Source organism: Scytonema sp. PCC 10023 (assembly GCF_963920835.1).
Lineage (GTDB): Bacteria > Cyanobacteriota > Cyanobacteriia > Cyanobacteriales > Nostocaceae > Kalymmatonema.
On the sequence record NZ_CAWUDP010000058.1, the window covers coordinates 1 to 13,632 of the forward strand.

At 43.5% G+C, this 13,632-nt stretch carries 13 protein-coding genes and 1 tRNA gene; 4 read left to right on the forward strand and 10 right to left on the reverse strand.

Annotation, left to right across the window (positions count from 1 at the left end; all coding sequences use genetic code 11):
* The 3 genes from ACM0OZ_RS29510 to topA form a co-directional block, all read left to right on the forward strand.
* A partial coding sequence (locus ACM0OZ_RS29510; RefSeq protein ID WP_414586400.1) for a WD40 repeat domain-containing protein occupies positions 1-1,419 on the forward strand: 1,419 nt, incomplete at its 5' end.
* Positions 1,420-1,421: 2 nt separating this feature from the next.
* On the forward strand, positions 1,422-2,570 hold the full coding sequence (locus tag ACM0OZ_RS29515; protein ID WP_414586401.1) for an ATP-binding protein: 1,149 nt from the start codon (positions 1,422-1,424) through the stop codon (positions 2,568-2,570).
* A 190-nt stretch (positions 2,571-2,760) separates the two neighbouring features.
* Positions 2,761-4,935: a type I DNA topoisomerase gene (topA, locus tag ACM0OZ_RS29520; protein WP_414586402.1), complete on the forward strand. Its 2,175-nt coding sequence runs from the start codon at positions 2,761-2,763 to the stop codon at positions 4,933-4,935.
* A 189-nt stretch (positions 4,936-5,124) separates the two neighbouring features.
* Here topA and ACM0OZ_RS29525 read toward each other — a convergent pair whose 3' ends face one another.
* From ACM0OZ_RS29525 to ACM0OZ_RS29535, 3 genes are all read right to left on the reverse strand, one after another.
* The gene (locus ACM0OZ_RS29525; RefSeq protein ID WP_041041002.1) at positions 5,125-5,502 is read right to left on the reverse strand and encodes a GxxExxY protein; all 378 of its coding nucleotides are present in this window, start codon (positions 5,500-5,502) and stop codon (positions 5,125-5,127) included.
* Between the two features lie 201 nt (positions 5,503-5,703).
* Positions 5,704-5,898 (reverse strand): hypothetical protein, encoded by a 195-nt coding sequence (locus tag ACM0OZ_RS29530; RefSeq protein ID WP_414586403.1) that lies wholly within the window; start codon positions 5,896-5,898, stop codon positions 5,704-5,706.
* 47 nt (positions 5,899-5,945) lie between these two features.
* The gene (locus tag ACM0OZ_RS29535) at positions 5,946-6,239 is read right to left on the reverse strand and encodes a helix-turn-helix domain-containing protein (protein ID WP_414586404.1); all 294 of its coding nucleotides are present in this window, start codon (positions 6,237-6,239) and stop codon (positions 5,946-5,948) included.
* Positions 6,240-6,310: 71 nt separating this feature from the next.
* Here ACM0OZ_RS29535 and ACM0OZ_RS29540 point away from each other — a divergent pair, with 71 nt between their 5' ends.
* A complete protein-coding gene (locus tag ACM0OZ_RS29540; RefSeq protein WP_414586405.1) occupies positions 6,311-6,448 on the forward strand; it encodes a hypothetical protein in 138 nt (45 codons plus the stop codon).
* Between the two features lie 81 nt (positions 6,449-6,529).
* Here the strand turns inward: ACM0OZ_RS29540 and ACM0OZ_RS29545 are convergent, their stop codons facing one another.
* The 7 genes from ACM0OZ_RS29545 to ACM0OZ_RS29575 all read right to left on the reverse strand — a co-directional run bounded on the left by ACM0OZ_RS29545 (position 6,530) and on the right by ACM0OZ_RS29575 (position 12,901).
* Positions 6,530-8,845: an SUMF1/EgtB/PvdO family nonheme iron enzyme gene (locus ACM0OZ_RS29545; protein ID WP_414586406.1), complete on the reverse strand. Its 2,316-nt coding sequence runs from the start codon at positions 8,843-8,845 to the stop codon at positions 6,530-6,532.
* A gap of 17 nt (positions 8,846-8,862) precedes the next feature.
* A complete protein-coding gene (locus tag ACM0OZ_RS29550; protein WP_414586407.1) occupies positions 8,863-9,243 on the reverse strand; it encodes a hypothetical protein in 381 nt (126 codons plus the stop codon).
* A 29-nt stretch (positions 9,244-9,272) separates the two neighbouring features.
* Positions 9,273-9,485 (reverse strand): DNA-binding domain-containing protein, encoded by a 213-nt coding sequence (locus tag ACM0OZ_RS29555; protein WP_414586408.1) that lies wholly within the window; start codon positions 9,483-9,485, stop codon positions 9,273-9,275.
* Positions 9,486-9,958: 473 nt separating this feature from the next.
* Positions 9,959-10,031: transfer RNA gene (locus ACM0OZ_RS29560), tRNA-Ala, on the reverse strand.
* Between the two features lie 28 nt (positions 10,032-10,059).
* Positions 10,060-10,785, reverse strand: coding sequence for an HAD family hydrolase (locus ACM0OZ_RS29565; protein WP_414586409.1), 726 nt, complete (start codon positions 10,783-10,785; stop codon positions 10,060-10,062).
* Positions 10,782-11,699: a class I SAM-dependent methyltransferase gene (locus tag ACM0OZ_RS29570; protein WP_414586410.1), complete on the reverse strand. Its 918-nt coding sequence runs from the start codon at positions 11,697-11,699 to the stop codon at positions 10,782-10,784. Before ACM0OZ_RS29570 ends, ACM0OZ_RS29565 begins: the two co-directional genes overlap by 4 nt.
* A 221-nt stretch (positions 11,700-11,920) precedes the next feature.
* A complete protein-coding gene (locus tag ACM0OZ_RS29575; protein ID WP_414586411.1) occupies positions 11,921-12,901 on the reverse strand; it encodes a S1 family peptidase in 981 nt (326 codons plus the stop codon).
* Positions 12,902-13,632 lie beyond the last annotated feature (731 nt).

A 13,632-nucleotide genomic window follows, 5' to 3' on the forward strand; every position in this document is an offset into this window, starting at 1 on the left:
TCTACACTCAAAGTCTGGGATTTGGAATCTCGTAAAGTAAAGTTTACTCTGCGCGATCATTATGCCTCATTGGATGCAGTCGCCGTCACCAGCGATGGCAAGTATGTGATTTCTGATTCGCATGGCTCTATACTCAAAGTCTGGGATTTGGAATCTCGTAAAGTAAAGTTTACTCTGCGCGGTCATAGTGACTCGGTGAATGCAGTCGCCGTCACCCCAGATTGCAAGTACGTGATTTCTGGTTCGCGTGACTCTACACTCAAAGTCTGGGATTTGCAACCGGAGAGACGGTTTTTCCCTTTTTTTTGGAACCTAATAAAACAAATAAATACTCTAAGAAAATTTTTTACCCTCAGCGGTCATACTGACTGGGTGAATGCAGTCGCCGTCACCAGCGATGGCAAGTACGTGATTTCTGCTTCGGGTGACTCAACACTCAAAGTCTGGGATTTGCACTCTGATAAAGTAAAGTTTACTCTCGGCGGTCATAGTCGCTCGGTGAATGCAGTCGCTGTCACCCCAGATGGCAAGTATGTGATTTCTGGTTCTGCTGCAACACTTAAAGTCTGGGATTTGCACTCTGGTAAAGTAAAGTTTACTCTCGGCGGTCATAGTCGCCGAGTGAATGCAGTCGTCGTTACCAGTGATGGCAAATACGTGATTTCTGGTTCCAATAACTCTACAATCAAAGTTTGGGATTTGCAACCGGAGAGACGGTTTTTCCCTTTTTTTTGGAACCTAATATTTTTTTGGCACCGAATAAAACAAATAAATATTCTAAGAAAATTTTTTACCCTCAGCGATCATAATCGCAGGGTGAATGCAGGTGCCGTTACCCCGGATAGCAAGTACGTGATTTCTGCTTCGCGTGACGACTCAACACTTAAAGTCTGGGATTTGCACTCTGGTAAAGTAAAGTTTACTCTCGACGGTCATATTGACTCGGTGAATGCAGTCGCCGTCACCCCGGATAGCAAGTACGTGATTTCTGGTTCGTTTGACTCTACACTCAAAGTCTGGGATTTGCACTCTGGTGAAGAAAAGTTTACCCTCGGCGGTCATACTGACTCGGTGAATGCAGTCGCCGTCACGCTGGATGGTAAATACGTGATTTCTGGTTCGCTTGACTCAACACTTAAAGTCTGGGATTTGCACTCTGGTAAAGTAAAGTTTACTCTCGGCGGTCATACTGACTCGGTGAATGCAGTCGCCGTCACGCCGGATGGCAAGTACGTGATTTCTGGTTCGCATGACAAAACAATTAAAGTCTGGGATTTGCAGTCTAGGAAAGAAATTGCTAGTTTCACAGGAGAAACTGAAATCAAATGCTGCGCTGTTGCCCCAGATGGCGTAACAATTGTGGCAGGTGAAGCATCCGGGCGCTTGCATTTCCTCCGGCTAGAAGGCATGGAGGCGTAACCATGAAAACCCCACCTTCCCAAGCCCCCATCAATTCCGCCTCCTACCCAACCCAATTTCAACAAGTCATTCTCGAAAAAAGCCAAAATTTTAGCAATCGCCCTTTTGTCTTCAGCGCTATCAGCGAATTTCTTCACCGTCACAAGCGGGGTTACTTCACCATTGTTGGTGTACCCGGTAGCGGCAAAAGTGCTATCCTCGCCAAGTATGCGACGGAAAACAGTAATGTTGTTTATTACAATGCCCAAGTTGAGGGCAAAAATCGGGCTGAGGAATTTCTCACAACTGTGTGTACTAACCTTGTAGAGACGTTTCATGAAACGTCTTTACACCCAATACCCGACAACGCCACAGAGGGAAGTTGGTTTCTTTCGCTGCTACTCCAGAAAATTAGCGATACGCGGAGCGTCAAGCCTCCGGCTTATCGCCTAGAACCCCATCAACGCTTAATAATTGCTATTGATGCCTTAGACGCGATTGACCGTAGCGTCCAACCTCTAGGTACAAATCTGTTTTATCTTCCCAGATATCTGCCGGATGGGGTCTATTTTATTCTCACACGCCGTCCTTTCAAAAGAGAAAAATCTGGTTTGTTAATTGAAGCACCGTCGCAAATTCTTGATTTATCGGAGTATCCAGAACAAAACCGGGAAGATGTGCAAGCATACATTCGGCAGTACCTCACCCCCAGCCCCTCTCCGCAAGCAGAGAGGGGAGTAGAAAGTGGGGATAGTTCACATATACGTGAGGAAGAATTGATTGCACGCCTCACTACGGAAAGCGAAAATAATTTTATGTATCTGCACCATATTTTGAATGCCATTACTGGGGGTTTTTACTCGGCACCCTACCAATTTGATAGAATTCCCTCAGGTTTAGAAGCATATTACCAGCAGCATTGGCAGAAGATAAAAGGTGAGGGTTTGTCTGATGTTGCGTTGAAAGTGCTTAGTGTCCTGACTTCTGCGGAAACCGGAGGAATGTCAGCAAAAGCGATTACCCAAATAATTGATGAAGATGAATATGATGTGGCGGAAATTCTAGAAAATTGGCTTGAGTTCCTACACCAGGGCGTCGGCAAAGAAACCACTTACAGCTTATATCATTCTCACTTTCGGGTTTGGCTGGCTAAACAAATTAGTAACTCGTAATGATTTATATCATGTCCGATTAAATAACCTTACTAAGTTTGTAGTGAGGACTTTACTCCTCTTCCACGAAAAGAAGGACTGAAGTCCTTACTACAGATTTAACCAATCAAACACATAACGAAAGTCAAAACAAGTGTAGTATAAAAAACTAAGAACCTACTGTGTAGATTGCATCCCAAAATAAGGTGCCATGCCTAAACGCCTTCTAGTGGTCGAATCCCCCGGTAAAGTCAAAAAGCTCAGTCAAATTCTGGGTTCGGAGTGGATTGTTCGTGCTAGTTGTGGTCACATTCGAGAACTTAGCGATGAAGGTGAGGATTCGCTGGGTTTTACCTTGGATGGCAGCAGTGTACAATGTCGCTATGTAGCTCGCAACCAGCAAGCAAAGGAAACGATTCAACAACTTAAGGCTGCGGTTCGCCAGGTTAATGAAGTTGTCTTAGCCACTGATCCAGATCGAGAGGGCGAAACGATCGCTTGGCATCTCAAGGAAGCTTTGGGTTTGAAGCAACCGAAACGAGTCGTCTACACGGAGATTACAGAGTCTGCGGTGAAAAGTGCGATCGCCAATCCCAGAGAACTTGACCTCAACTTAGTGGGAGCAGGATTGTGTCGCGATTGTCTTGACAAGCTTGTCGGTTACAAGGGAAGCCCGCTGGTTTGGGCGTTGAATAATGGCGCGAAGAGTGTCGGACGAGTTCAAAGTGCTACCCTGCACCTGATTTGCCAGCGCGAGAGGGAAATTCAGTCTTTTGTGCCGCAAGATTATTGGAGTGTCTGGGTTGATTATGCGGAAGGATTCCGCGCTTTCTACAAAGGTAAGGTGGGTACTCCGTCGGAAGCACCACAGGAAGCTGAAGTTCATGATGACGCGGCAGTTAACAGCACAGAAGTCACCGAGTCTACTCGCGTTCTTTCGGAAGCAGAAGCAACACGCTTAGTTGAGGAAGCGAAACGCTATCCTCACCAAGTTGTCCAATACGAGGGGAAAATCGCCAACCGCCAACCACCTCCACCCTTTATCACTTCTACTCTTCAGCAAGCTGCTGGTTCGAGGTTGAAATTTGCTCCTGAAAAAACTATGCAGGTGGCTCAAAAGTTGTATGAGGCGGGGTTAATTACATATATGCGAACAGATTCAGTTATGCTGAGTCCAGAGTTCTGCGCGAGTGCCCGCAAGTGGTTAGAGCAGAATGACCCAGAGAATGTGCCGCCTTCTGTTGCCAAACATCGTAGCAATAAAACGGCTCAGGAAGCTCATGAGGCAATTCGACCAACGGATGTGTTTCGTCCTTCAACTGAATTGCGAGTACAACTTTCTACAGACGAGTTTAACTTATATGTGTTGATTTGGAAACGGGCGATCGCCTCCCAATGTCGCCCAGCCCAACTCCGGAAAACTCTCGTCATCACTCAGTCTGGTCAAATTCTCTGGCAAGCGAGAGGACAAGTCATAGAGTTTTACGGTTATGCCCGGTACTGGTCGAACCTCAGCAAGGATACAATGCTGCCAAACTTGCAACAAGGGCAAATGCTGACTTTGGAGAATGCAGGTCACGAGAAGAAAAAGACCCAGCCGCCACCCCGCTACAGCGAACCAAAACTCGTACAACTGATGGAGCGTAAAGGCATTGGTCGTCCTAGTACTTATTCTCCCACAATTGCGACGCTTAAGAAACGAAGTTATGTCCAGCTCACAAAAGAAAACCTACAGCCGACAACTTTAGGTATGGAAGTCGATGCTTTTTTGCAGAAAGCATTACCAGATTTGTTGCAAACAGAATTCACTGCAAAGATGGAGGATGCCTTAGACGCAATTGCTTCAGGGAAACAGCCTTGGCAGCACTACCTGACAAATTGGAACCAGAATTATTTTGCACCAGCTTTGGCAAAAGCAAAAACTGTCGTTGTCAGTTCAGTTGTCAGTTCATCAAATGGGGCGAAAGCATCTCCTGTCGCTGAACGCAAATTTCAGACTTCCAGAACTCGTTGCCCTCAGTGTAAGAACTACTTAGCGAAAATTCCCAGCAGTAAGGTTACAAAGAAATACTTTCTCAAATGTCTCAGCGGGTGTGAAGATACTGTCCTGTTTTGGAGCGATCGCACTAAGACTTGGGAAGCACCTCGTTCTCAAGCAACCAAATCAGCAAATTCCGCAAAAACTCCAGTCAATATAACGACATATCCATGTCCAGTGTGTAAGAAACCTCTGGAAGAGTACAGTTACACGAAAGACGGACAGAGTAAGACAATGCTTCGCTGTTCCGATTCTAAATCTCGAAATGACCAAAAACATAAGGATGTCGCTTATTTTACCACTGCTAAAGGGTGGTGGAGTCCCAAGTTTGGGGAGTTGAAGGGTTAGTCCACTGCCTATTATTAGTGATAAAGTAAATCTTAAATATCACATTTCCCCCATTGTCTGAATCACGGATTGATACGGATTACGAGATTACACAGATGATTAAGATGAAGTAGACAGGTTATTCATGAGATTCTTTGCTGTGCAAGTAAGTTTTTTCCGTGTCATCCTTTAATCCGTCTAATCCGTGTTCTACATTACAAGCCTTTTGAAGGTTAGGCTTTTGCTACCAAAGTTTATCAGTAATCCAACTTCTAATCTATAGGCTTTTAAATAGTTGAGGGCTTGGGCTAGGTGAACATCTTCGAGTTGGATGACGGCTTTTAGTTCTACGAGTATTTTGTTTTCAACTACAAAGTCGGCTCTGCGTGTACCGATAGGTTCGAGTAGGTTTTTATAGTAAATGTGCTGTTCTATTTCGCGGGCAAATTCTAGTCTTGCTTGACGCATCTCGTAGCTTAGAGCGCGTTGGTAGATAACTTCTTGGAAGCCGTTGCCTAAAAATTTATGGACTTCAAAGGAGGCTCCAATAATTTTTTGGGTGATGTCAGCGTATTTTAAGCTACTCATTTTCTAAATCACGGATTTTGATCAATCACAAGATGACACAGATTCTAACTCCGTGTCATCCTTGAATCTGTCTAATCCGCATCACAGATTTTCACCGATTACAAGATGACGCAGATTTTAACTCCATGTCATCCTTGAATCTGTCTAATCCGTATCACAGATGTTCACGGATTACAAGATGACACAGATTCTGACTCCGTGTCATCCTTGAATCTGTCTAATCCGTGATTCAGACGTTTGAGGGATTACTAGAGCAATCACGTCTCCCAATATTTCGCCGCTACCCTTGATGGCTCCAAATCCTGGGCGCTGAGGTTGAGGGCTAGCAGGATAGATAATATAGGCGATCGCCCTCCGAGAAGAGATTGCGATTGCCTTTTTGATTTCATTCTTCATATTAGCTACTATAGTATACAAATACAAGCAAAAGCGAATCGACAGTTTTAGCTGGTAACTTCAACAGTGCTGAGGAAATCATTTAGGGATATTTCTAAAGCGGTGCAAATAGCTTCTAAGACTTTAAGAGAAACACTTTCAGACTCCCCATACTCTAGTTTCTTGAGATTCTGATGCGAGCATTCGCCTCCTTTGGCAGCAATTTCATCAACCAGTTTCTGTCGCGATTTTTTTCCACGCAATCGCTTTAAAAGTTTTCCTCTATCTTGATTCCAGGCAACAGATATCACATCTGCAACATAAATATATATTTTTGTTTCTTTATTACCCTTATCACTCATATAATGGCTACAGCAGTAAACAAAAACTGTCGTTTTGGGCTACTACAGTTTACAAATTATGAGGATTTAGGATGAAAGCGATCGCCCGAAGGACGCGGCTTCGCCGATCGCGTCAACAACGATTTAATATCTTGTATGCCTCTACCGTTGCCGATGGGAAGAAATCAAAGCTTGCTTGTGTTTATGCTATTAAATTTGTAAAAAAATAAATTTAGATCGCTCCGCTCCGCTACGCTTGCAAAGAGTAAAGGAAAGAAGAGTAGAGGGTAAAAGCGCAAAAGTGTCAAGGGCTAAGAAGTCCTCCCGAACGCGCAGACAACACGAAAACCAATAAAGTTGTAGTGGACGTCGCGGACGTTGAAGTGGTTGCGAGACGCAGAACGGCAGTTCCCAGGACTGAAGTTCCAGGAACCGCCCCGCAGCACTCGGAATGGATTATTATTATCAATCCATGCCTTGCCATCAACAGGCGCTCGTTCATAGCTGTCATGCCAGGTATCAGCAGACCACTCCCAAACATTCCCGTGCATATCGTATAAACCAAAGGCGTTAGGGGGAAAACTTCCTACTTCTGTCGTTTGTTCTCGATATTTGCCTTTTGGTGCAGAAGCATAAGTGTAATTTCCGTCATAGTTGGCTAACTCAGTTGTCACCGTCTCACCAAAATGAAACGGTGTAGTTGTGCCTGCGCGAGCTGCGTATTCCCATTCTGCTTCACTGGGCAATCTATAGGTGCGTCCTGTCTTTTGGCTGAGTTTTTTGCAAAACTCCACTGCATCATTCCAAGATACTGTCTCTACAGGACGTTTTGCTCCCTCAAATTTGGATGGGTTTTTACCCATCACTGGCTGATACTGTTCCTGAGTGACTTCAAACTTCCCCATAAAAAAAGAAGGTACGTTGACCGTATGCTGCGGTCCTTCGTTTTGGCTGCGACCCTGTTCCCCTGGTGGTGAACCCATCTTAAAAGAACCAGCAGGAATCTCAACCATCTCTAGAGTTACGTTATTACCCAAGTCCTCCTTAAAGAACTTGGCTTGCTTAATGAGCTCGCGTTTAACTACTTGCTCCTTTTCATCCATCGTCACGGTTTCAATTAGTGATTGACCCTTAAAAATCTCACGACCTACCACTGCTGTGACTAAGCCTGCACCTCCCAAGCCAGCGAACTGCAAAAACCGTTTTCGGCTTATTCGCAATGGAGTTGTAATAGTTGTGGCTTGTTGTGGGGAGGAAGGATTACTTTCCTGCTCATACTGCTGTGACTTCTGCCGATTTTCTGCTTCTTGTTGCTGTCGGAGTCTTTCTGCCTCCTGTTGCTTGAGCTGTTCTGCTTGCTGCTGTCGCCGTAATCTCTCTGCTTCTTGTTGCTGCCTTATTCTCTCTTCTTCTTGTCGTTTTTTGTATTCCGCTTGCTTTTGAGTAACCAGTGGCTGTTCAACCTGCGATATTTCTTCATCCTTGAGTTGCAAAGATTGCTGCAACTGTTTGAGTTGACTACGAGTCACCTCACTCAGGGGAAATTCTCCCTCAATAGCTTTGGTAAACTCTTGTTTGTAGCGAACTAAATTCTGGCGGTGCGCCTCCTGTTGAGCAATTTGTGATTCTTGGGTTGGTTCAGAAGTTACTGACCTATCTCCGCTTGGCGATGAAGTGACAGGCTTAGAGATTGAGATTATAGGTTCAGAACTTGCTCGTTGACGTAGGGCAATCCTTTCAAGACCATCAACTGCATCCCAATCACCACGCGATACTGCCAAAACTCTCACCCATAATTGTTTGGCTAATAACAAATCACCTTTATTTTCAGCTAGAGATGCCTGGAACTTTAATGGCTCTACATCCTTGAGTCTGGCAGCTTGCTCTAGTAAAATAAAGTACATCTTGTAGGGCGGTTCTGCCCGTAAGTAAGGATTTTGTGCGGGCTTACCATAGCGAACATTCAACTGGGGGACTTGGTAACGCAAATATTGTTCTAGACGCTCTACTGTGGCACAATTAGCTTCTCCCTGTAGTCGCAGTCCTTGTAACAATGTATGGGTAAATGAGCCATGTTGTAATTCCTCAATTTCCCAAGACTGCTGATTAGCAGTGCAGGAATAAAAGGTGATGACTCCTTGATGTCTTTCTTCACCAATTCCCAATCCCATGCGATCGCCTTGATCCCGACACGCATCCAAAAACAACACGACGTTATCTGCTCCACTACGGCGTAGTCGTTGTGTTACGTAGTCAACAGAAATCGCTGTATTTTCTACCTCTGCTGGGTTGCTGTCTGGAAGCATGAGATAATCTTGGTCTGCAAAACGCCTACCATGACCTGCAAAAAAGAACCAGAGGTTATCCCCTGGCTTTAACAAGGTTTTTTCAGTGTTCTCAAACTGTGTTTGCAAAAATCGCCGTAGGCGACCAAAGGTCGGTTGGGTTGGTATTGGTGGATTGTTTGGAATGGGGGGAGAGTCTTCTGTAAAAAGGAAAATTTTCTCAAACTGAGCTTCCTCCTTAAACCACGCAGCCATCACTTCAGCATCTCGCTTGGCATACTTGAGTGGTTGGAGGTTATCGTAATTGTTGATCCCAATAACAATTGCCCAGTTCTTACCCATTTTATATTTAGGTGCGATTATTTCCGCTTAAACTTAAAAGTCATAGCGCCTTTACCTCCAGCTTTTCCACCAACGCCAAATAAGCTGACTTTTCCTTCTCCATTGATTTCCACTGATAGCTGGACTTCGTCAAGCTGAATTTTGGCACTAGGTTGCTCAGCTTCCTCGAGTATTTCTTTCATTGCTTGCAGAAATCCTTGCATTTCCTCTTTGAGTTTGGCGACTTCTACTGCTCTGTGTTTAGTGCTAACGGCTTCTTCAGTGATTTCGACTTCCCTCGTTTCTCCCAGTCTTCCTCCTGTATCACGACCGCTTCTGGAACCAGTCGTCGTCTCTGTTTGGGATGTTTCTTCGACAATGATCCAGATTTTTTCTGGGGTTGAGATTTCTTCTGACATAAAATCAACTGTATGAAACTGCTTTCGATTTAATCAGCTTTGACTAAAGCTTCCAGAGTTACCATCCGCGCTTCGAGTTCCGCTATCCTTTGAGTCAGTGGCAAATGTTCTACATACCCGAGATAATGCGCTAAAGCTCCAATCACCACCTCAGTCTTAGATGCACCAGTCTGCTCAGTGTAATTATTGAGCTTTTCTAAAAGGTCTGGGGGAATTCTGACGACAATTTGCGGTCTGGTCATAGCAAGCAACTATAATTTTTTGAGTTTAAGACTATATACTGCATGACAGAGCATTACTATTATCGGTAGTAACAGTTAAACTTTCAATAGGAAAAAAAACTAGCCTTTCGGGAGTTGATAGCGGCATAGGGGCAGCAAGAGTGATGAGGTGCAACTGTAAACAGAATGGCTAAAAATTGGGCGATCGCCTCTGGCAGTGCGTTAGACTGCAAATAAAGCGCTTTAAAGCTACTCTTGTAATTCAAGAGCCTTGGGCTTGCTGTAATCTATTAAATTAGAGAACATATATTTAGCCGAGTTTTACAAGTTGATTTTGGACAAGAATTCTTTAAAACTGGTTTCAACTCTGGACAACAATTCTTTAAAACTGATTTGATTGCTGAAAGTCACGAAAATACGTAACTAATGTCCCTGAACTTCGTAAAAATGGACAATAATTCTTTAAAACTGACAATAATTATTTAATGTACACATGGAGAATACGAGATTCGAACTCGTGACCTCTGCGGTGCGATCGCAGCACTCTACCAACTGAGCTAATTCCCCGGTTAAAGACACCCAATTTATTATAGTATCATTCACCTGTAGTACGTTGCAATTCTTTTTGAGAAAAAACTTCCTGTACCCGTTCCAGTTCCAAGTCAGTGAAATCATCCACTGTCCAGTTTGCTTGACGTTGAAGCATATGGAATGGGTAAGTATTCGCGACACCAACCACTTGCATACCCGCTTTTTTTGCAGCTTGGATACCCGCAAAAGTATCTTCAATTGCTAGACACTCATGTGGTTGAAGATTTAAATCAGGATATTCCTGGTTGAGACGTTCCACAGCAAGCAAATAACCATCTGGTTCTGGTTTACTGCTGGTAATGTCATCACCTGCGACAACAACTTGAAAATGTTCAGCCAGTTGAGCGCGATCAAGTACTACCTCTATTTCTTTGCGGATAGCACCACTGACTATCCCTAGTTTGAGATTACGGGAATGCACCTGAGATATCAAGTCATCTAAACCAAGGTACAAAGGCAGTTTTTCGATTTTTTCTAGTTCCAGAGCATACCCTTGTGCTTTGCGCTTAAGCAACTGAGTTAAATAGCTATCATTAACCACACGCCCGCGACTAGCTAGCAACTCTTGTAGACAAGCGCGATCGCTCCGTCCCAGACAAACTTGGCGCAACTCACCACGCTTGAGGGTGAGGTTTTCCTCAAGCAGAAGTTGCTCTATCAGTCGCTCGTGGATTGATTCATCATTAATGATGACACCATTGAAATCAAATAAAACTGCCTTTAAACTCATGCTGTTGTGTCAAAAGCTGGTGATGGAAAGCCCTGCAAATCTTCATTATCCACTTTGTTGTCTACCTGTGCAGGAGTGTAACGCCGTACATTTGTTTGAATACTAACATCCTTAGATGAAATTGGTTTCACCCCACTTGTAACTTGATTTATCCACCATACATCCTGGGTTTGCACCGCTTCAAATCCTGCTGCACCCATCCACGCATCCACACTTCCAGCAGTATATTCGCGAATGTACGGCTCCTCAAAAACATTATTCAGCCAGTCTAACTGACGCAGAGTCTTTTGATTTCCATCCAGAATCAACACTTGTCCACCCGCCACCAGCAACCGGAAACACTCTCGTAAAATTGCTTGAGATACTGCTGTTGGTGTTTCATGGAATAACAAAGAAGCCGTTACCAAGTCAAAAGAAGCATCCGGTAAACTTGTCTTTTCTGCATTTCCATGTCGCCAGACAATGTCTAAACCAGCACTATTAGCTTTGTGGGAAGCACGTACCAACATATAAGGCGATAAGTCCAAGCCGACGACTTCTGCTTGGGGAAAAGCCTGCTTTAACATCAAAGTTGTCGAACCTGTACCGCACCCTAAATCAAGAATTCGTCGCGGTTGTACCTTGATGTTATCAATTAAAGCCTGACGTACTATGGTTTCATTAGGCGCGAGAACGTATTGCGTAATCGGATCGTAACTAACCGCCGCACCAGAATTGAGATATCCACGCTCAATTCCATGAAAGTTTTGGCTGCTGTAGTATGTGGGAATTGTTACATCACCGCGTCTAAAGCGGCTGCTTTCTTTTTCCCAATCAACACTCTTCGCATATCGCCGTAACCCCTCTTCATCGATAAGCAAACGCATTACAGGGGAGAGAAAACGTTCCCAAATAGTATCTTCACGAACTGCCATAGGATAGTTTTTGACTACACTGAGTTTTTTAAGCTAGTGTGATTTTATTTACAAATTTTAATATATTTCTTCACACTACCACGCTTCATCTAGCGAAAGAGTGGACATTGATAGATTTTTTGTATTACATTTGTACTATAACTATTGCTACCTGCTGGGAGTAGCAGTAGGTGATGCCCACCCAACTCTTGTTCTGGTGGGCATTACACAGAATATACTTTCTATATCCGCCTGCTTGGACATTTATCCCCTAGTAATAGACTGCCACATCCCAAAGAAGGCTTATTTCTCAACATTGCATCTAAATCAAAGGTAAACAACTTGTAAACATTTGCAATTACATCCGCTGTTGATTTATTTGCTATTCCCTGTGCAATTACTTTTGGTGCTATCGAGCCGCGCTCAAAACTCAAGCGCATATCCTCTGCTTCGATCGCTTGTAAGATATGGCTTATTTGCACACCACAACTATTATTTCCGCTCAGTTTTCGCTCAAGACAATATCCATGTTCATTTGAGCGATCGCTTCGGTGAATAGCAACAACTTGTCCATCTTGACTAAATACCGGACCTCCATCCATACCCTGACGGGTTTGAATGTTGTAAGCTAAACTATAGCCGCCTTCAGAATGAGGTTGAGAATTAATTTGATTTAATGATGTGACTTCTGTAACCCGTTCTCGGCGAGAAGTTTGATTTTGGGGTACAGGCCAACCAGAAACATATAATACATCTTTGCTTCTAAGTTTCTCAGAATTTCCCAAAGGAGCAACAGGATAGTCGTGTTCACTCTCAAATTTGACTAGCGCTAAATCAAAACCTTTAACTTTTGTTCTTAGTTCCCCCTCTTCCCTACCTAAAGCTTGAATGGTGCGATTATCTTCGTTATGTTCTAAGAAGTGTACTTTTCCGTCACTCGTGCGTACTCCATAAAACCCTTTAGTTTGCACAAGATGGAGTGCTGTGAGTGCGTAATAAGTTTTACCTTTTCGTGCTACAACCACCCCAGAACCTGGATCCCACTCCCTGCGTGCCTTTATATCCCCTTCTTGTAAGGCTGGTGCAATTAATACGGTAGTTTGGGACGCAATTGCATCGACTTCGTGTTCTGGAAGTGCAAAAGCAAATGTATGAATAAATGCGATCGCTATTACTATAGCTATTGTTAGTACAACAGTAGCTAAATGCCTGTAAAATCTCATAGTTGATCACCTCTAAGCTATTGTACTTTGATACTTGTACGAACAGCATTTCCGTTCTTTTTGTCTTTAACTACCCAATTAACCCTCTCCTAAGAAATCGCAAGGTTTCTTAAGAGAGGGTTAATAATGAGTTTTCATTATTCAGCAGCTTATTGAGCGTTAAATATAGGTTTAGTTATCTCATCCACAAAGTAAACAACAACAAAAATCAGTATTTCTTAACTTTGTGGAAAGTTATCATGCAGCCAAACTACAAAGTCAACTAGGTCGTTCAACTGGCTACCACCCAAGGAAATTAGTTAGGGGATGGCAAAAAATTATTTTTCTGAAGAATAAACAAAGTTGGAACGTTTGACTTAATATAGGTTGTTGTTAACTGACTGTAGATAATTGCTAGAGTAGATTTTTTTGGCAAACTTGTGTATTATTTTATATTTTTAAAGCATCGAATTGTCACAAATATGGGTCAAGTTCCGACTTCTCAACAAAATTCAAAACTTTGTTTGTCGCCTAGCTAAACTATACTGTTTAGTTTGCCCCTGGTGGCAACAACAGCCACACTACCCCAACAAGAACAGCAGCAGTCAAGAAGTGTAAAGAAAGCTTTTGGAGCGGGGGAGGCTGGGCTTTCAAGGATAGGTATTTAAAAATCAGGCAGTAAACATGAAGTTAAAATCAGGCAGTAAACATGAAGTTATGGAGTTAAGCTTGACCACGGTTTAAGCCACCCT

Bases quoted from the DNA above. Each gene is read 5' to 3' on its own strand.
- ACM0OZ_RS29575 (WP_414586411.1), bottom strand. From the start codon at position 12,901: ATGAGATTTTACAGGCATTTAGCTACTGTTGTACTAACAATAGCTATA.
- ACM0OZ_RS29515 (WP_414586401.1), top strand. From the start codon at position 1,422: ATGAAAACCCCACCTTCCCAAGCCCCCATCAATTCCGCCTCCTACCCA.
- ACM0OZ_RS29570 (WP_414586410.1), bottom strand. From the start codon at position 11,699: ATGGCAGTTCGTGAAGATACTATTTGGGAACGTTTTCTCTCCCCTGTA.
- ACM0OZ_RS29550 (WP_414586407.1), bottom strand. From the start codon at position 9,243: ATGTCAGAAGAAATCTCAACCCCAGAAAAAATCTGGATCATTGTCGAA.
- ACM0OZ_RS29555 (WP_414586408.1), bottom strand. From the start codon at position 9,485: ATGACCAGACCGCAAATTGTCGTCAGAATTCCCCCAGACCTTTTAGAA.
- ACM0OZ_RS29545 (WP_414586406.1), bottom strand. From the start codon at position 8,845: ATGGGTAAGAACTGGGCAATTGTTATTGGGATCAACAATTACGATAAC.
- ACM0OZ_RS29530 (WP_414586403.1), bottom strand. From the start codon at position 5,898: ATGAAGAATGAAATCAAAAAGGCAATCGCAATCTCTTCTCGGAGGGCG.
- ACM0OZ_RS29565 (WP_414586409.1), bottom strand. From the start codon at position 10,785: ATGAGTTTAAAGGCAGTTTTATTTGATTTCAATGGTGTCATCATTAAT.
- ACM0OZ_RS29540 (WP_414586405.1), top strand. From the start codon at position 6,311: ATGAAAGCGATCGCCCGAAGGACGCGGCTTCGCCGATCGCGTCAACAA.
- ACM0OZ_RS29525 (WP_041041002.1), bottom strand. From the start codon at position 5,502: ATGAGTAGCTTAAAATACGCTGACATCACCCAAAAAATTATTGGAGCC.
- topA (WP_414586402.1), top strand. From the start codon at position 2,761: ATGCCTAAACGCCTTCTAGTGGTCGAATCCCCCGGTAAAGTCAAAAAG.
- ACM0OZ_RS29535 (WP_414586404.1), bottom strand. From the start codon at position 6,239: ATGAGTGATAAGGGTAATAAAGAAACAAAAATATATATTTATGTTGCA.